This window comes from Microbulbifer maximicatervae (SeqCode) (assembly GCF_052467695.1).
This window is the reverse complement of record NZ_CP174320.1, coordinates 486,956-504,231: the sequence shown is the minus strand read 5'-3', so window position 1 is coordinate 504,231 and position 17,276 is coordinate 486,956. Positions and strand designations below refer to the sequence as shown.

The window sequence follows — 17,276 nt, the reverse complement described above, 5'->3', positions numbered from 1 at the left end:
TTTATCAGGTAAGGAAAGAATGCCATTCTTTGGGTAGCTTTGTAAGTGACTCATAAATTAAAGCTGGCATTAAAAAATGCATTCTTTCCTCTATGTATATTGAAAATATAATAACTTTCGGCCGGAACGAATATGCCGCTACTGCATGATAAATCCTTGGTTTAACATACCATTCTGAATGCCAATAGCCGTTTGATTGTCGACGCTTTGGGTAATAGTATGAAGGTTAGTTGTTCCTATCTGGGTACTGCTTGCAGTTTGCATTGCTCCAGCTTGATCCACGATGGACATATTGCCAGTACCATCTTGTAGCGTAGAAACCAACAAAATATCTCCCGTCTGGGTCTGGGTACTAATGTTACCATCTCCTATCTGGGTACTTGTTGCTACCAGGATGTCACCCGTTTGTATAGAAAAGTAAGTATTCAGATTGCCCGTTTGCGAGGAGGTCAACAGATTATCAAACCCTGTTTGTTCGGCATCTGCGCTATTTTGATCACCCGTTTGAGACACATTTAGGCTGTTAAACGTAGTGGTAGTTTGAGTCACTAACATCTGGTTATCAAAGCCAGACTGATAGAGGTTGACTGTATCGAAACTACTGTCCGTTTGGGAAAAAATGATGTCATTTGCATTGTCGAACTGAGAAATGTCAACAAGGCTGGAAGAAGTACTGTCTTGTAAAGTAGAGGCGAAATTTCCAGCGCCCTCCTGATAAATATTTACCTCTGCATCATCTGAGAAATTAGTTTGAGTCGAGTCAGCTTCATTCCCCAATGTTACTTGCTCATGTCTGATAATACTCAGGTTGGTTGAAGTGTCTTGCAGGCTATTGCTAACCTGTGCTTCATCTGCCTGAATAACCTCAATAAGGTTGTTTGTTGCTGTTGGGTCTACTTGGTTTGCAGTCACCTGGTGATTGTTACCCGTTTGTTCCACGGTAGTTGTATTTCCATCCGCATAAGTAATTGACCCGACAAGGCATAGACTGATGCCCACGGAAATTGGTGTATGGATTCGCATCGATATCTCCGATTGAAGGTAAGGTGGATTTTTCTTATCCCCATGATTTCAGTTGCGGTGAAGCATCAAGCCTAGGAAGGACAAAAGACTCCATAGATAGGGTATGGCATTTATTGCGCAAGGAGTTTGGCACACCTTGTTTTATTGCCATCCCTAATAGGTATTATCTCTGGAGTACCTGACAATACCCTGATGCTGGTATGAGTTTTATCGTAAGCCTCAAATATTGCTATGGGAAGTTAGTGCCTAAAAAATAGGAATATTTTCTTTGTTGTTGTTTTTTACGCTAGAGCACTAAGGTTGCTGGATAAGTGGACTTAAATGAAATTCAGTTAGGGGCTCGATAGGGCGACCCTTGTTTAAAGCCCTAATCAGGGTTGCTTAAAAATAAATCCCATATTATTACTGTTTTGGGTAGTATTAAATGTGTAGGGGTCTCCAATTTTAATTTTGGCAGCTGGATTTTTCGCAGCAATGAGATCGCCCTGGTCTACTGTAGCGTGCCATTTTTGGTAAGCTGAGTCGGGATAGGTTTGGATTTTGTGGGGCTGATTCTACGTGTATATAGGGGTTAATACTTGTTTAGCACAATATAAACCGATAAATTTTTTCAGATAAAAAGGCCGGCTTTAAAAGTCGGCCTTAATTTTGGCTACTGAATAATAATTGCCATGTTGAAATCACCTACTTGAGCAGGCGCTGCTGCATTAAGATCCGTAGACTGAGTAACGGTAATTGTATTGAAGTTGCCAAGTTGTGATGCCGTAGTGGTGTTAAAGTCACCAGGCTGCGTCACAGTTAAGTTATTGAACGTGCCGTCCTGGGCTGCTGATGAAAAGTTATCGAAACCTACCTGCGTAACAACAGCTACGTTAGACGTCCCTACCTGTGCGGTGACAGCCCAGTGATCACCACCACTTTGATTGTGTACCAAAGTCTGGCCAGTACCGCTCTGGAAACCTTCACTATAATTGCCGTCGTCAGATTGGCTGAAGAAGATGGTGTTGAAAGAGCCATCCTGGAAGGAGAGTGTTGTACTGTTACTGGCCAAGACTTGCTGATGGGCGACTACATTGGTGTCTCCCGCTTGAATCATCGTCATGCTACTTGATGTGGTGCCACTTTGTGTCGCTGAAGCAGTGCCATTAGTACCTGTTTGACTAATAACCGCTGAGTTTAATGATGTAGCGGTTTGTATGCCTGCAGCAACATTACCATCGCCGGACTGATTAATGACTAGAGTATCATTTGCACTAGTGGTCTGAGCGGTAGTTGCAAGTTGTGATCCACCACTTTGGGTAATAGTTGCAACACTGGTGTCTACAAAACTCTGGACCGTTGTAGCAATCTGTCCATCATCTATTTGCGTGATAGTAGCGACAGGAACATTAGAATCATTTTGAAAAGACTCCGCAAAGTTCAAGTCTCCTACTTGAGTTTGAGTAATTACTCCTAAGTTATTACTACTGGTTTGCTCTGCGTAAACCTCATTGTTGTCACCAGTTTGAGTCTGGGTGATCAGGTTATTAGTTACCGTCGGATCACTCTGATCAGCGGTTGCCATGTTACCAGTACCGTTCTGATTGAGAATGGCGGTATTGTTCGATGCGAAGGCTCCGGTGCTGGCGATCGCCAGAAGAACACTGGCGGCAATAGGTGTGTACTTGGTCATCTGTAACTCCATATAGATGTCAAATATCGCTGTACAGCTTTTACAAACAAAAAGAAAACAGCATCATTTGATATTGGAAGAGTCTCATCCTCAGGCATATTACAACCGTGCCAGAAGTATGTGAGGAAACTGGGATGAACCCGACTGCTTAATAACCTTCACATTCCTTGTGAAACCTAGCAATACCATTTAAACAGCAGCTTGATGCTGATTAGAGTTTTGTCGTCTTCTGGAGTTACAGCCATAGGACGGAAGTGCCGAAACCTTAGGAATAAAGTTCTTTTTTGAACTAGCTATGGCAAATAATGCCAGCTGATTTGGGGGGTGGCATTAAATGCATGAAATGGTTGTTTCATGGGAATTTAGGGCTAGTAATAATAATTGAAGCTTGCACTTAGCCCACCAAGTTGAAAATAGGCCGGCCAATTAAGCCGGCCTACCCCCTTTACTATTGAATGATAATTGCCATGTTGAAATCACCTACCTGTGTAGGTGTAGCCATGTTGGTATCGGTTGCCTGAGTTACGGCAATAACGTTGTTATTACCGGTCTGCGAGGCGACAGTGGTATTGAAATCTCCTGGCTGGGTAACGGTCAAGCTATTGAACGTTCCATCCTGGTAGCCTTCAGAATAGTTATCAAAGCCTGTCTGGGAGATCACGCCAATATTGGTGGTGCCCACTTGCTCAGTATAAGCCCAGTGATCATCTCCAACTTGAATGTGAGTCAAGCCCTGAGTAGTACCATTTTGGAAGCCCTCGCTGTAGTTCCCATCACCTGCTGTCTGTGATGTAGTGAATGTGTTGGAAGTGCCATCCTGGAAGGAAACAGAGGTACTGTTGGTGGCCAAAGTTTGAATGTGTATTACAGAGTTTGTGGTACCTGCCTGGGTGGCGTTAACAGTGCTCGAGGTACTGGAAGTTTGAGTAGAAGTTGCAGTATTGGTGGTTCCTGTTTGGGTTAAGAGTGCGGTGTTAAATGAACCGTTAGTTTGGATAACATTACCTACATTGCCGTCGCCAGACTGAGTCACTACAGCATTATCATTTGTACTGGAAACTTGAGTTACTGCTGCTACTTGCGGACTACCACTTTGGGTGACAGTAGCAACGCTGGTATCTACAAAACTTTGTGTAGTTGTTGCAAAGTGACCGTCGTTGATTTGGGTGATAGTAACAATCGCAGTGCTGGAATCATTCTGGAAGGACTCTGCGTCATTCATATCCCCGACTTGAGTTTGGGTAATTACACCGGAATCATTAAAGCTGGTTTGCTCTGCATAAACTACGTTGTTGTCACCAGTTTGGTTTTGTGTGATCAGGTTGTTGGATACAGTGGCATCACTCTGATCAGCCGTGGCCATATTGCCAGTGCCATTTTGGTTGAGAATGGCGGTATTGTTGGTAGCTAAGGCTCCGGTACTGGCGATCGCCAGAAGAACACTGGCGGCAATAGGTGTGTACTTAGTCATCAGTAACTCCATAGGGATGTCAAATATAGCTGTACAGCTTTTTACAAATAAAAGAATTCAGCACCATTAGATATTGGGAGTGTTTTGTCTCAGGACACGATACGGCTGTGTCAGGCGTATGTGAGTTATCTGGAGTGAAACCGACTGCTTCTAACCTTCACATTCCTTGTGAAACATCTAGCAATATCATTTTTAACAGCAGCTTGATGCTGAATAGAGTTTTGTCGTCTTTGGAGGTTGTGGCTATAGGGCAGAAGTCTTGAAACTTTAGGAAGAAAGTTCTTTTTTTAAGGTGGGGTGATAAAGCTTGTCAGAAAATTCTTTTATACGGCGCGAGGTTCAAATAATCACATTTCTGATAAATTTTCTAAGTTGCTGTAATCATTATTGTCACTTAATAAGCTTACATGAATTGAAGTAAAGAAGTCCAATCAGATGAAGGGAAACCAGAGAAGTATTATTAGTTATTAGTCATATTGGCTAATATACGTTGTTGTAGCGGTTCCGGTAACAGTGACCGAGGTGTGAAGGCCATTCCCACTTTGGTAAATATTGACGTTATGAAAGCTGCCAATCTCTTCCACATGGGCACTATTTTGTATTCCAAATTGGGATATGCCCGCAGTATTGCCAACTCCATACTGGTCGATATCTATAAAATTCTCAAAACCTATTTGTATCAACATTGAATAGTTGTAATTCCCGACCTGACTCGATGTGATAATATTATCCTCACCAGATTGGGTGACCGATAAACTATTTCTATTGCCGTCCTGGTGAGCAGAAGTGTAGTTGTTACTACCTGATTGGCGGGTATGTATGTTGTTGTTTCCACCTTCCTGGTTGATAACGGTTAAATTTGTGACGGAGTAAAGGTTGGCTGCGCTTAATTCGCTCGCAACAGCCAATTCACTACTGGAATCCAAGTCTGAGCAATGGCCTAAACCCGGAAGGTTAACAACAGCCATTGCTAGGGTGGCAGAAAAAATAATTCTGAATTTATGGTACATCTTTCCAAGTATCCCAATTTTAAGCCGGGCTTAAAAATCTAATTTGTCAGTCATTGATTCTACATAATGACAGTGCTGTCATTGAGGTAGTACTGCAATATCGGATTTTCAATCTCATCCGGATTGGCAAGTGCCCAAGAGTTGTGCACGATGCCTTCACTGATCAAATGAATCACAGCAGATTCCATCGCTGAAAGCATAGCAAGCTGTGCGGGTTCGTTATAAGTAGTACCAGCTTCTAATTCCAACAGGCGCCGATATTTTACGTAGCGAAATACATCGGCACTGATTGCCTTGGAGTAGACAGTTTTAGAAGTCAATACAGAGTGGAGCACCCGTCCGGAACGAATGTCTATGGCCCGCAAATTCACTGTTACCTGATCCACGCGATACTGCTCATCTGCGCCAATACCAAAGTAGCGAGCACCTGCACCACCGGTTTGAATATTTTGGTCGTAGGCAACGATACCGCCTTCTAATAAGACATTTGCAGCCACAAGTGTGGGAAGTGGCACACTGTTATTGACGGGAATATCCGGCTTGGTTAATCCAGCACGGATAATCTTCCGCTCAGTCAGCAGATTTTGCAGCCCTTCACGTTCCAACGGGATAAACCAGCCGGACTCATTGAGTACGTCCATGAGCATGGCCGCGCCACCTTGGGTGACTGCGGTAGAGAAACTGCTGTTTGGTGCGGGCTTGTACTGGCCAGTCTGATCGCGGAAACCGTATACCGCCACCAATATTTTACCCTTCGGTTGCGGAAGGTTGATCAGGTCCCGATAGGTGTTTTTCCTCGGGGTGAGCATTGCATCTGTGATGCCCGGACCAAAAAGTGCATCGCCCACATCTTTGACCGCGGAACAACTACTTAGCGTCATTAATGTCGCTACGATGGGCAAAGCTATCACTTTTTTTATTGCATTACGCATTGCCAAAGAATCCTTTGAAATTTAAACGTTCGTTAGTTTGTCGGGTTTAGCCCGCTTACAACGATTTCGCTTTTATCTCCGGTACTGCGGTCGGTGATAAGTACTGTCAGGACACCATCGTTATCAACGATTTGTACGATAAAGTCGTCTGTAATCAGTTCTCCACTATTACCATCACCAACATCGGTTAGAAGTTGGTTTAGCAGGCGGGTTTCAAGCGAGTCGCTGAACCTATCCAAAGCACTGGGTTGTTCATAAAGGCTGTCTGGTTTATCCGGATCTTCGTGAGTGTCTTGTGACTGCGCATTTTGCAGAAGGTAGGTACCATTGAGTGGGTTGCCACCAAAATTGGGGTTTACCGGTTCATAGATTAATTCGGTGGCCGAGACGTGATGATATGAGAACGCCGCCAGAGAAAAAAAAGCGGTACCCAGTAATGATTTGATCTTCATTAGAATTCATCCTTACCCAAATCAAAGGTGTCTGTGAGTGAGCTTCGAACACGCGCTTGCAGTACTTCCTGGTGAATATATTGCGCGGCCTCATCGGCCAAGCGATGAATATTATTGGTGCTTGGACTGATAAAACGCCTGAAAACAATTTTGTCGTTATAGGTAACCCAGATGAGGTTTCCCCACCGTGCTGAGGGTCTCTCGTAAATAGTTAAGTTGTAAGTGGCATCTGGATAATTAAGGTTTCTGTATTCGCTCATGTAGCGGGCAAAATCGTGCCCGGTACGGGTTATTGTTCGATCAATATTGAATCCACTGATTTCGTCTTCGAGTTTTCCAGAATCGGTATCTGCTGGAGGGACCTCTGTGTCATCCTGGCCAAAGGCCAGGGATGCACACAGTGTCAACATCAACAGGGTTAGTCTCATATCCTCTCTTCCTGGAGATTGAGCTTGGCCCAATTACTGGCCTGCAGCCGGTTTTTAACTCCAATTTTTCGGAAAATGTTATACATGTGATTTTTTACAGTGTGTTCGCTAAGGTGCAATTTTGTTGCGATCACACTGTTGGGTTCACCGGTAGTGAGTTGTCCGAGTATTTCCTGTTCCCTGCGGGTAAGAGGGAGGGAGTTTTGTGGGCTGATATGTTGTCGCCCCTCGGCACTGTGAATCGCGGTATCCAATTTGTGAATAAGGTTTTCCTGACTGGTATTGCTGTCACAAAGTAGGTGAAAACCTTTCTGGCGTAACTTTTCCGATATATGAATGGGTAGGTTGGCTGGGAGATTAATCAGTAAAGCTTTTGCATGACTAATCTTCTTTAGATCTGAAAGAAACTGCTTTGAGTCAGAGCTCACACCAATTTGCCAGCAATCTATCACGATAGCCTGATAATGCTGCAGGCAGTTTTTTTGTTTTCCAATGCTAGATTTTTCCCAGGGTATGGGAATAGCTTGTGAAAACAGTGAAAATAATAGATCGCCTTGAAGGCCGGAGTTGCTAAAAAAAAGAACCGGCATATACCTCGTACCTCTCCTTGATACAGATAGATCTCTCTTAAAATAAGAGTTTGACCTTCCATCGACTCCTGTCGTTTAGGTTCCCAAAATTACCCCACGTTATCTGCCATGACGACGTGGGAGTCAGCGTAAAATTGTTTCTGCCGTGTTAGGGAAAAACACTCACTCAATGAGAATTTAGTTTGGAGTGTAGACGTAGGAGGGGTAAGGCTTAGGAAAAAATGTGCCTTATTTATGGGGTTTGAATATTTTTGGTTTGGTTTGGCTGTGGTTTTTAAGTTTGGAAATGTATTGTTTTTCTCAGTCAAAGTTTTGAAAGGTATGCGTGCAATTTATTTTTTTGGCATTTTGTGTCTCGCATATGGTGCTGTTTTTTTTCTTTGGCAACTATTGTGCTTTATTGTTGATTTTCTCTACTCGATGTAGACGTTTATTTTTTTAATTTCTAACGGGATAAACTTAAATTGATGTAAAAGAACAACTGTTTTCAGGTAACTTATTGATGTCACCTGTATGGTTCCGTATTGTTGGGTCGCCTTAACGGCCCTGCGTCTATATCAGCTTTCCCTGTGTTTCCCATATTAGGGCCTGATCCCAATGGCAAAGCTGTCGTCATACTCCTGTACAAATTGTGAACTTTTGGGCGAATGTGCTGTCCGCAGCTGTTAGGATAGAGGCCAATTGGGCTGATAATGAAGGGGGGAGAGATGAGTCAACTAATGCAAAGTTTACCACTTTGGCTTTGGGGCATCCTGGGATTGATTGTTTTGTTCCTGGCCCGTGAGCCTGTGCATCGTGCCGTATATGCGATAGCGCGTCTGGGCCATCGGGCGTTGCGCTTTGTGGCGAGTAATATTGATTCCGCAGAACAAAGACTGGTAGAGCGCAATCGAGAAGTACTTTTTGTCGAAGGCAGGGACACGGCAGAGCGCCAGATTGAAAGAGAATTTGAACGTATTGAGCAAACCGTACAGCGGGATTTGGCACTGTATCCAACCTTACATAGAAAGCTCTGTGAACAACTCAGCAGCTTGGATGAAGACTATGTACGCAGTGCTGAAATAGCACCGGAACCGTCAAACTGGGCCAGGGCTATTCGGGCTGTTTCGGAAATACCCGGTAAAGAGGACCCAGTGGTAGCTGATGTTCTCGATACTATTAATCAGTCTATGCGCAAGGCCGAGTCCAAAGCTCTGGAGTCCTATCGTGAGTCCACCCGGGAGAGGCATCAATTACTAAAACGTATGCTGCCCAGTTGGCGTGCAATGCTTTCGACATTGGGACGTATTAACAAAAATGTAGAATCGGTTATTCGGCGGGCCAAAGCGCTGGATGGCCATATGGAGCGCTACGAAGAGATTTTGCAGGAAACGGATAAAAGCCTTCACTTGCTGTCTTCATCCTCTTTCAGCCGCTTTCTGACAGCTTCTCTGGTATTAGTGGTTGCTTTAGCTGGCGCTATGGTGAATTTCCAGTTACTGGCACAGCCTATGGCGGCAGTACTGGGCGCTGAAGCTTCACTTGGCAGTTATAGTCTCGCCAGTATTTCAGCCGCAGTGGTTGTCTTTTTGCAGATCACTGTCGGATTGTTGATTATGGAATGCTTGCAGGTTACTCGAATGTTTCCTGCGGTAGGTTCCCTTGGTGAGAGTACGCGCAGGTTATTGCTGGGTGTGGCTTTGACACTCTTATTGGTTTTGGCTGTAGTCGGTGGAAACCTGGCTTTCTCACGTGAGTTGATTCTGCAACAGCAGTTATTAGGTTCTGAGCAGCTTTGGCCAATTCCTCTGGCACAGATGGGACTTGGGTTTGTGCTTCCCTTGATTCTGGCTTTTCTGGCAATTCCTTTGGAGCAGTTTATCCGTTCAGCGCGAACAGTAATTGGTATTGGGGTGGGCTTATCCCTGCGGGGAATGACCATAATACTGCGGTTTTTGGCGATGGCTTCACTGCACTTAGGTGTTTTGGCTAATCGTTTTTACGACATCGTTATTTTTGTTCCCCTCTGGTTACAGGCTTTATATGTGCGTCAGAAACAGGGAACTGGCAGTGAGGCTAAAGAACCGGCGGGGAAAGAAGAGTCCAAAAAGAATACCGTGCTTGCTGACACTGACTCTGTTGCCAAATTAGCGGAAGAGGCCTAACACTATCCAGCTTGAAAACTGACAAAATAATAAGTGTGGTGAAGCATGTTTTGGTTGTCGTTCTTTTTAATTGCCCTAGTCGTCCTATTTCTTTATGCCCGGTCTGCACCGGGCAAACCTTGCCCCCTGTGGTTTCCTCAGGGGGAGGGGCCGATGGTGATCGCACATGGTAATGACTGCGGCAATGGCCTCTATCCAGGAAACACGGCGATTTACCTTGAAAAAATGGTGCAACTGGGCGTGGATGCTATTGAAGTCGATCTGTGGCTCACCGCCGATGGCCATTTAGTGTTGATTCACGACAGGGAGCTGGAAATGTTCTCTGATGGAGCGGGGTTTGTAGAGGATAAAACCTTAGAGCAGCTGCGTCAGTTAAATGTTGCCTATCTCTGGACTCGGGATGGAGAGCATTACCCCTATAGAGAAAAGCCCCTGCGAGTGTTGACTCTGGAAGAGGCGCTGGCAATGGTGGGGGATATGCCAATGATACTGGAGATTAAAAGCCGCCAGTATCGCGCTGCAAAAGTGTTGAAGGATGTGCTGGCAAAGTGTGGAAAAGGCGAGCAGGTCGTTGTTTCCTCTTTTCACCAAGGGGTGATTAATGAGTTTCGTCGACTCTGTCCGCAAGTGGCGACGGGTACGCCTACCGTAGAGGCGGTAGTATTTTATATTGCACAGTTACTCCGAGCAGAGAAACTGCTGCGTCCAAGCTATAGCGCGATGCAGCTACCGATGGAACAAAAAGGTATTCCCGTAGTTACTGAAAGTATGGTGCGCGCTGCTAATAAAAAGAAAGTCCACTTGGCGGTATGGACCGTGAATGGTATGGAGAATTACCGGCGCTATATTGATCTGGGCGTACACGGCATTGTGACTGACCGACCGGATCTGCTGTTGGAGATGTTGGCGCAGCAGCGAGAAACTTTATTGAAGCAGGCAGCCTGAGCTAAATAATCAGTTGCCGATGATATTGGAAAGAAATAATAACAACTGGGAGTTTTTATGAAGAACTTGGTAGGTTCCGTCGCCCTGGCGGTTTCTGTATTGGCTGCATCTTTTACTTCTGCGCAGGATCGGTTTGCCAATGTGGAAATTAGCAGTGAAGCTGTGTCTGGCAATGTTTATATGCTCAAAGGGGCTGGGGGCAATATTGCAGTACTGGTGGGAGAGGACGGCACCTTTATGGTGGATGACCAGTACGCGCCTTTGACCGCAAAAATTCAACAGGCAGTAGCTGAGTTAGCCAAGCAACCTTTGCGCTTCGTCATTAATACCCACTGGCATGGAGATCATACCGGCGGTAACGAAAACCTGGGTAAAAGCGGCGCCCTGATTGTGGCTCACGAGAATGTGCGCAAACGGGTAAGTACCGAGCAGTTTATTGAGGCGTTTAAGCGGAAGGTTGAGCCGTCTCCTCCAGAAGCATTACCGGTGATTACCTTTACCGACGCCACTACCTTTTACTGGAATGGCGATAGGGTAAAGGTCCAACATGTGGGGCCCGCCCACACGGATGGTGACTCCATCGTGCATTTTGCCGAAGCCGATGTGATTCATATGGGGGATATTTATTTTAACGGTAACTATCCCTTTATCGATCTCTCTTCCGGCGGCTCGGTGGATGGCATGATCGCAGCTATGGACACCGCATTGGCGATGGCGGGGGAAGATACAAAAATTATTCCCGGTCACGGTCCTCTCAGTAATCGGGCAGAACTGCAACAGCAGCGCAATATACTGGCAGGGCTTAGGGACAAAGTGAAAGCGATGGTGGATGAGGGGAAAACCCGGCAGGAAGTGATTTCTGCAAAACCCACAGCGGAATTTGATGCGCAGTATGGCCAGGGTTTTATGACACCGGATATTTGGACCGGGATTGTTTACGACTCCCTGACACAATCTTAGAAAAAAAAGGCGGCGCAGTGAAAACCTGCGCCGCCTTTTTTGTTGGATTACCCGGTGATTTTAATCTGTAGCGGCGTTCGGGGTCATGGGCCCGCCAAATTCAGGGCTGTTTTCCACCGCCTCTTCATTGTGCTCTTCTCGCACTCGGAACCAAGCGGCATAGAGTGCAGGCAGGAACAGTAGGGTGAGTCCGGTTGCGACAATCAATCCCCCCATAATGGCGACCGCCATAGGGCCAAAGAAGTCGCTGCGGGATAGAGGAATCATCGCCAATACCGCAGTCAGCGCTGTCAAAACAATCGGCCTGAAGCGTCTTACCGTCGACTCGACAATTGCATCCCAAGGGCTGAGGCCCTGGCTGATATCCTGCTGTATCTGGTCCACCAAAATCACCGAGTTACGCATAATCATTCCCGCAAGGGCGATGGTGCCCAGCATGGCGACAAAGCCAAAGGGCTTGCCAAACAGTAGCAGGAACAGGGTAACGCCGATCAGACCCAGGGGAGCTGTGAGGAATACCATGGTGGATAGGGACATACTGCGCAATTGCAGCATCAGCAGGGTAAAGACCACCAGCACAAATAGCGGCATACCGGCATTGACCGATTTTTGCCCCCGCGCAGATTCTTCCACGGTACCACCCACTTTCAGCAAGTAGCCCGGCGGTAATTTATCGCGAATGGATTGAAGTTGAGGCCACACGGCATTGACGACGGTCGCCGGTAATTCTTCCCCATAAATATCAGCGCGCACGGTAACGGTGGGTAGGCGATCCCGGTGCCAGATAATACCTTCCTCAAAACCGTATTCCAGGGTGGCAATCTGGTTCAGCGGTACACTGCGGCCGCTGTCGGTTTGTACTGCGAGGTTGCCCAACTGGCGTAGGGCATAGCGATCGTCTTCATTACCGCGCACACGCACGTCGATCAGCTCGTTATCTTCCCGGTATTGGCTCACAGTGATACCGGTCAAGGAACTTTGCAGAGCCTGGGACAAGGTTGCACTGTTGACGCCCATCGCGCGAGCGCGGTCCTGGTCGATATTGAGGTTGATAGATTTACTGGGTTCTTCCCAGTCCAGGTGCACGTTGGTCACTTGTGGATTGTCCCGCAGGCGCTCGGCCACTTCCCGGGCCAATCCGCGCACTTCGCGAATATGTTCGCCGGACAAGCGGAATTGCACCGGGTAACCCACGGGCGGGCCGTTCTCGAGGCGGGACACACGGCTGCGCAGGGTGGGGAACTCCTCATTCATCGTATTGATCAACCAGCTGCGCACTTGCTCGCGCTCTTCGACACTGCGGGTCATTACAACAAACTGGGCGAAGCTGGCAGCGGGCAGTTGCTGGTCCAAAGGCAGGTAGAAGCGCGGGGAGCCGGTGCCCACATAGGCCACGTAATTTTCTACCTGATCGTTTTGCGCCAGCAGGGTTTCCAGCCTTTTGGCCTGGTGCTCGGTGGATTTCAGCGAGGCACCCTCGGCCAGCTTCAGGTCCACCATCAATTCGAGACGCCCGGAAGAGGGGAAGAACTGTTGCGGAACCAGTTTGAACAGAGCGAGCGAGCCGACAAAAATCGCCAGGGTAGCCGCGATCACTGTTTTGCGATTGCGCAGGCACCAGGTAATAAAGCGGCGGAAGCGCTGGTAAAAGGGTTTTTGGTAGGGGTCTGCCACTTCACCGCCGTGGCCGTGTCGCGCCAGGTTTGGCAGCAGGTAGTGGCCCAGATAGGGTACAAAGACCACGGCGGCAATCCAGGAAACGATTAGCGACAGGGTGACCACCTGGAAAATAGATCGGGTGTATTCACCGGTACCGGACTGGGCGGTGGCAATCGGTAAAAAACCGGCGGCGGTAATCAGTGTACCGGTGAGCATGGGAAAAGCGGTGCTGGTCCAGGCGAAGCCGGCGGCTTTTAGCCGACTGAGCCCCTGCTCCATTTTTATCGCCATCATCTCCACCGCGATAATGGCGTCGTCCACCATCAAGCCCAGGGCGAGCACCAGTGCCCCCAGCGAGATCTTGTGCAGTCCGATATTGAAGTAGTGCATCAGCGCGAAGGTCATCGCCAATACCAATGGGATCGACAGCGCCACAATCAATCCCGGGCGGCTGCCAAGGGAGAAAAAACTCACCAGCAGTACGATACCCAGGGCTTCGGCCAGCACTTGCAGGAATTCGCCAACGCCGCGTTTTACTGCCGCCGGTTGGTCGGAGACCTTGCGCAGTTCCATACCTATGGGCAGATCTTCCTGTAGTCGGGCAAAGGTTTCGTCGAGGGCTTTACCCAACTTTAAAATATCTCCCCCTTCCTTCATGGACACGGCGAGGCCGATGGCGTCCTCTCCCATAAAGCGCATGCGGGGCTGGGCCGGATCGCTAAAGCCGCGGTGGACCTGGGCGATATCTCCCAGGCGCTGGGTGCGGCCATCTGCGGTAATAGGAAACTGGCGTATTTCATTGACTGAGGTGAATTGTCCGCTCACACGGATGCGCACCCGGTCGCTGACGGTATCCACAAAGCCGCCATCGGTGACCTGGTTTTGCGCTTGCAGGGCGTTTTGAACCGCAGACAGGGGAATGCCCATGGAGGCCAATTTGGTATTGGATATTTCCACCCAAATTTTTTCGTCCTGCAATCCCAGCAACTCGACCTTGCCTACATCCTTAACTCGCTGAAGGGCCAGTTGCAGCCGCTCAGCGTAGTCCTTCATCAGTGCGTAATCGAAGCCACTGCCGGTGAGGGCATAAATATTGCCGAAGGTGGTGCCAAACTCGTCGTTAAAAAATGGGCCCTGGATATCCGGCGGCAGGGTGTGGCGAATATCTCCCACCTTTTTGCGCACTTCATACCAGAGATCGGGAATGTCACGGGAGTGCATATCGTCCCGGGCAACAAACAGTACCTGGGATTGCCCCGGACGCGAAAAAGAGGAGATACGCTGGTAATCGCCGGTCTCCAGTAATTTCTTTTCTATCCGTTCGGTAATCTGGCGGGACACATCTTCGGCACTGGCGCCGGGCCAGACGGTGTTGATCACCATCACCTTAAAGGTAAAGGGTGGATCTTCACTTTGCCCCAATTGGGTATAGGAAAAGGTTCCCAGCAGTCCCAGGACGATCATTGCGTAAAGCACCAGCGGGCGGTTTTTTAAGGCCCACTCGGAGAGGTTAAAACCCATGGCAGTTTCTCTGTTTCAAGGGCGGCTCTGCTGTTCGCGGCCGCACTTTGGAAATTGTTATCGAGGCTTTATTGGGAATTAATTTACGCGGGCAGGTTTATTGTTCCCGCGTCTTTAATTTATTCCTGATGGGCGAGAGACGGCCCCTGTTCGATGGGGCGGTTCATACGGTCCACAGGGCGCACCACCATACCTTCCTGCAATAAATGGGTACCTGCGGCCACAATCCAGTCATTGCGTTCCAACCCGGAAAATACCGAGACAAACTCCTCACCGTAGGGGCCCAGGCTGACCGGACTTTTGTGCAGCGTTTTTGTCTCTGGATTTAATACCCATACAAATGCGGCGCCATCGTCAGCACTGACTGCTGACATCGGAACTTGCAGTACATCAGTTGTTTCCGCCCTGGGGACAAATGCCCGTGCACTCTGGCCGATTTCTACACCGCTCACTTTATTTTCGAAAGCGACCCTGGCTTCAAAGGTGCGGGATATGGGATCGGCTGCCGGCGATAGTTCGCGGATGCGTGCGGGGAAAGATCGGCCCGGTTGGGACCAGAGTTCGACAGTTAGCGGTTGGCCCACTTTAAAGCGGCTGATGGACTGCTCCGGCAGGTCGATACGCACTTCTCGCTCGCCATCGGCTGCCAGCTCAAAAATGCCTTGACCTGCGGCAACGACCTGGCCGGCCTCGGCCATGCGGCGGGCAATCACGCCACTTTCCGGCGCCTTAAGTACGGCGTAGGCAGCCTGGTTGCGAGCAACATCCAGCTGTGCCTTGGCCTGCTGTAGTCGCGCTTCACTGGCTTCGAATTGGGTTTCTACGGTATCGAATTGGGAGAGGCTCACCAGCTGCTTTTCCAATAGCTTGCGGTGGCGCGAGAGTTCACTGCTAGCCAGGCGTTGGTCTGCCTCGGCGGAAGTATGGCTGGCGCGGGCTGAATCCAGTTGTAGCAGCAGGTCTTCAGTGTCCAGTTCCGCCAGGGGCTGGCCCTGTTCCACACGGTCGCCGACATTTACCAGGCGCCGCTGGATTTTCCCGCCGATACGGAAGGCCAGTGCCGGCTCGAAGCGGGCTCTTACTTCACCGGGATACACATCGGTTTGGGCGCTGGCCAGGGTGGGGCGGACCATAACAGCGGGGCGCGGTTTGGCTTCTTGTTCCTGGGATTCAGAGGGGGCACAAGCGCTCAGCAAAAGGCTGAGTGAGAGCGCAGCGAGGATTAGCATTCGGTACATATTGGCTTCCTTCCCCGGCGCTGGCGCGTCGAGGCAGATCCGTGACTGGGTCAAGCATGGCCGGGCGGCCATCAATGTTATACTGGCGAGTATAGTATATTTAATGAACTAACGAGTCTAGTATATGGAGAGCTATGTCTGAGCAGACCCAGACGGCCGCCCAGCGCGGTCGCCCCAAGGATCCGGTGAAACGCCAAGCCATTCTGGATGCCGCCCGGGACCTGTTTTTATCCCACGGTTTTGCCGCTACCAGCGTGGATGCGGTGGCCTCGGCTGCGGGAGTATCCAAACTTACGGTCTACAGCCACTTCTCCGATAAGGAGACGCTCTTTAGCGCCGCTATTGCCTCTCGCTGCGAAATGATGATGCCCCTGCCCATCTTTGCTTTAGAAGAGGGGGAATCGGTAGAGCAGGTCCTGGAGCGTATTGGCGACGCTTTTTTGGGGATGGTGGAGAGCGAGGATAGCGTGCGTCTGTTACGCCTTTTGTGTGCCCTGGCATCCCAGGAGTCGGAAATGGCCCAGCTATTTTTTGACGCAGGTCCCCAGCGGATTTTGGGGGAGATAGAGCAGCTACTGCGCAGAGCCAATCAGTTACAGATGTTGAAGGTGGATAATCCCGCCGTAGCGGCGGAAGATTTTATCGGCTTGTTGCTGGGTTGCCACCATATGCAGGTCTTGATCGGCTGCCGACAAATGTCGACACAGGAAGAGCGCCGTGAGCGCGTACAAAAGGCGGTGAGAACCTTTATGTGTGCCCACCACTAGCGCCGGGATTATTGCCTGTATTCTTGGGCTGCTCCGCCATCGCGGGGCACAGGACAATATCAGAGGCTACCTGGAGCCACTCAGGTTTGTTGCGGCTGTAAACATAGCGCTCGGGATAAATAAACTCCGGTGCATCAAAGGCGCCGCCGCCGAAGCCCCGATATTCGGGTAGGAATTCCAGTGTCCAGGTGAGCGTGCTGCCGCAATTGGGGCAGAACTGGCTCTTTATCCAGCGACCGGCATCGGAGTAAAGAGTGTGGGTTTGCAAATGGCCCTGAAGAAAGGCTATTTGTTTCTTTTTGAAGTAGACCGATAAGCCGATGGGGCTACCGCTGCGCTTTCTGCACCACTGACAAGAGCACAGGCTGACCCGGCGAGGGGAGCCGTGGGCGCGAAAGCGCAGTTGCCCGCAAACGCAGCCCCCTTCGTGATATTCCTCCACCATGCTAAGTCCACCGCTGTAC

General features: G+C 48.9%; 15 protein-coding genes. 4 read left to right on the top strand and 11 right to left on the bottom strand.

All coding sequences use genetic code 11. From position 1 onward, the window contains the following. Nucleotides 1–138: 138 nt before the first annotated feature. From ACJJI8_RS02230 to ACJJI8_RS02195, 8 genes are all read right to left on the bottom strand, one after another. Nucleotides 139–1,023, bottom strand: a complete 885-nt coding sequence (locus ACJJI8_RS02230; protein WP_444915574.1) for a hypothetical protein — start codon at nt 1,021–1,023, stop codon at nt 139–141. 652 nt (nt 1,024–1,675) lie between these two features. Next, nucleotides 1,676–2,695 carry a hypothetical protein gene (locus ACJJI8_RS02225; RefSeq protein ID WP_444896140.1) on the bottom strand — a complete coding sequence of 340 codons (1,020 nt, stop codon included), beginning with the start codon at nt 2,693–2,695 and terminating at the stop codon, nt 1,676–1,678. Nucleotides 2,696–3,143: 448 nt separating this feature from the next. Next, nucleotides 3,144–4,166 (bottom strand): hypothetical protein, encoded by a 1,023-nt coding sequence (locus ACJJI8_RS02220; protein WP_444896141.1) that lies wholly within the window; start codon nt 4,164–4,166, stop codon nt 3,144–3,146. A 467-nt stretch (nt 4,167–4,633) separates the two neighbouring features. Further along, a complete protein-coding gene (locus tag ACJJI8_RS02215; protein WP_444934123.1) occupies nt 4,634–5,176 on the bottom strand; it encodes a hypothetical protein in 543 nt (180 codons plus the stop codon). Between the two features lie 59 nt (nt 5,177–5,235). Continuing rightward, nucleotides 5,236–6,108, bottom strand: coding sequence for a CsgG/HfaB family protein (locus ACJJI8_RS02210; RefSeq protein ID WP_413663259.1), 873 nt, complete (start codon nt 6,106–6,108; stop codon nt 5,236–5,238). Between the two features lie 32 nt (nt 6,109–6,140). Beyond that, nucleotides 6,141–6,560, bottom strand: coding sequence for a curli assembly protein CsgF (locus ACJJI8_RS02205; RefSeq protein WP_413663258.1), 420 nt, complete (start codon nt 6,558–6,560; stop codon nt 6,141–6,143). Continuing rightward, entirely contained in the window at nt 6,560–6,988 is a 429-nt protein-coding gene (locus ACJJI8_RS02200; RefSeq protein WP_413663257.1) for a CsgE family curli-type amyloid fiber assembly protein, read from the bottom strand. The genes ACJJI8_RS02205 and ACJJI8_RS02200 overlap by 1 nt, the downstream gene beginning before the upstream one ends. After that, nucleotides 6,985–7,416: a response regulator transcription factor gene (locus tag ACJJI8_RS02195; protein ID WP_282931332.1), complete on the bottom strand. Its 432-nt coding sequence runs from the start codon at nt 7,414–7,416 to the stop codon at nt 6,985–6,987. Before ACJJI8_RS02195 ends, ACJJI8_RS02200 begins: the two co-directional genes overlap by 4 nt. 869 nt (nt 7,417–8,285) lie before the next feature. Between ACJJI8_RS02195 and ACJJI8_RS02190 the strand changes: the two genes are divergently transcribed. The 3 genes from ACJJI8_RS02190 (at nt 8,286) to ACJJI8_RS02180 (ending at nt 11,627) form a co-directional block, all read left to right on the top strand. Next, nucleotides 8,286–9,722 (top strand): hypothetical protein, encoded by a 1,437-nt coding sequence (locus tag ACJJI8_RS02190; protein ID WP_444934122.1) that lies wholly within the window; start codon nt 8,286–8,288, stop codon nt 9,720–9,722. 153 nt (nt 9,723–9,875) lie between these two features. After that, nucleotides 9,876–10,667, top strand: coding sequence for a glycerophosphodiester phosphodiesterase family protein (locus tag ACJJI8_RS02185; protein WP_444934121.1), 792 nt, complete (start codon nt 9,876–9,878; stop codon nt 10,665–10,667). Nucleotides 10,668–10,724: 57 nt separating this feature from the next. Then, the gene (locus tag ACJJI8_RS02180; protein ID WP_444896145.1) at nt 10,725–11,627 is read left to right on the top strand and encodes an MBL fold metallo-hydrolase; all 903 of its coding nucleotides are present in this window, start codon (nt 10,725–10,727) and stop codon (nt 11,625–11,627) included. A gap of 60 nt (nt 11,628–11,687) precedes the next feature. Here the strand turns inward: ACJJI8_RS02180 and ACJJI8_RS02175 are convergent, their stop codons facing one another. Together ACJJI8_RS02175 and ACJJI8_RS02170 are read right to left on the bottom strand one after the other, a co-directional pair. Then, entirely contained in the window at nt 11,688–14,807 is a 3,120-nt protein-coding gene (locus ACJJI8_RS02175) for an efflux RND transporter permease subunit (protein ID WP_444934120.1), read from the bottom strand. A gap of 119 nt (nt 14,808–14,926) precedes the next feature. Further along, on the bottom strand, nt 14,927–16,045 hold the full coding sequence (locus tag ACJJI8_RS02170; protein WP_444934119.1) for an efflux RND transporter periplasmic adaptor subunit: 1,119 nt from the start codon (nt 16,043–16,045) through the stop codon (nt 14,927–14,929). A 134-nt stretch (nt 16,046–16,179) separates the two neighbouring features. Here ACJJI8_RS02170 and ACJJI8_RS02165 point away from each other — a divergent pair, with 134 nt between their 5' ends. Continuing rightward, nucleotides 16,180–16,812 carry a TetR/AcrR family transcriptional regulator gene (locus tag ACJJI8_RS02165; protein ID WP_444934118.1) on the top strand — a complete coding sequence of 211 codons (633 nt, stop codon included), beginning with the start codon at nt 16,180–16,182 and terminating at the stop codon, nt 16,810–16,812. On the opposite strand, the gene ACJJI8_RS02160 is transcribed toward ACJJI8_RS02165, so the two are convergent. Then, a complete protein-coding gene (locus tag ACJJI8_RS02160; protein ID WP_444934117.1) occupies nt 16,793–17,257 on the bottom strand; it encodes a GFA family protein in 465 nt (154 codons plus the stop codon). The two genes, ACJJI8_RS02165 and ACJJI8_RS02160, sit on opposite strands and share 20 nt — an antisense overlap. Between the last annotated feature and the right edge of the window lie 19 nt (nt 17,258–17,276).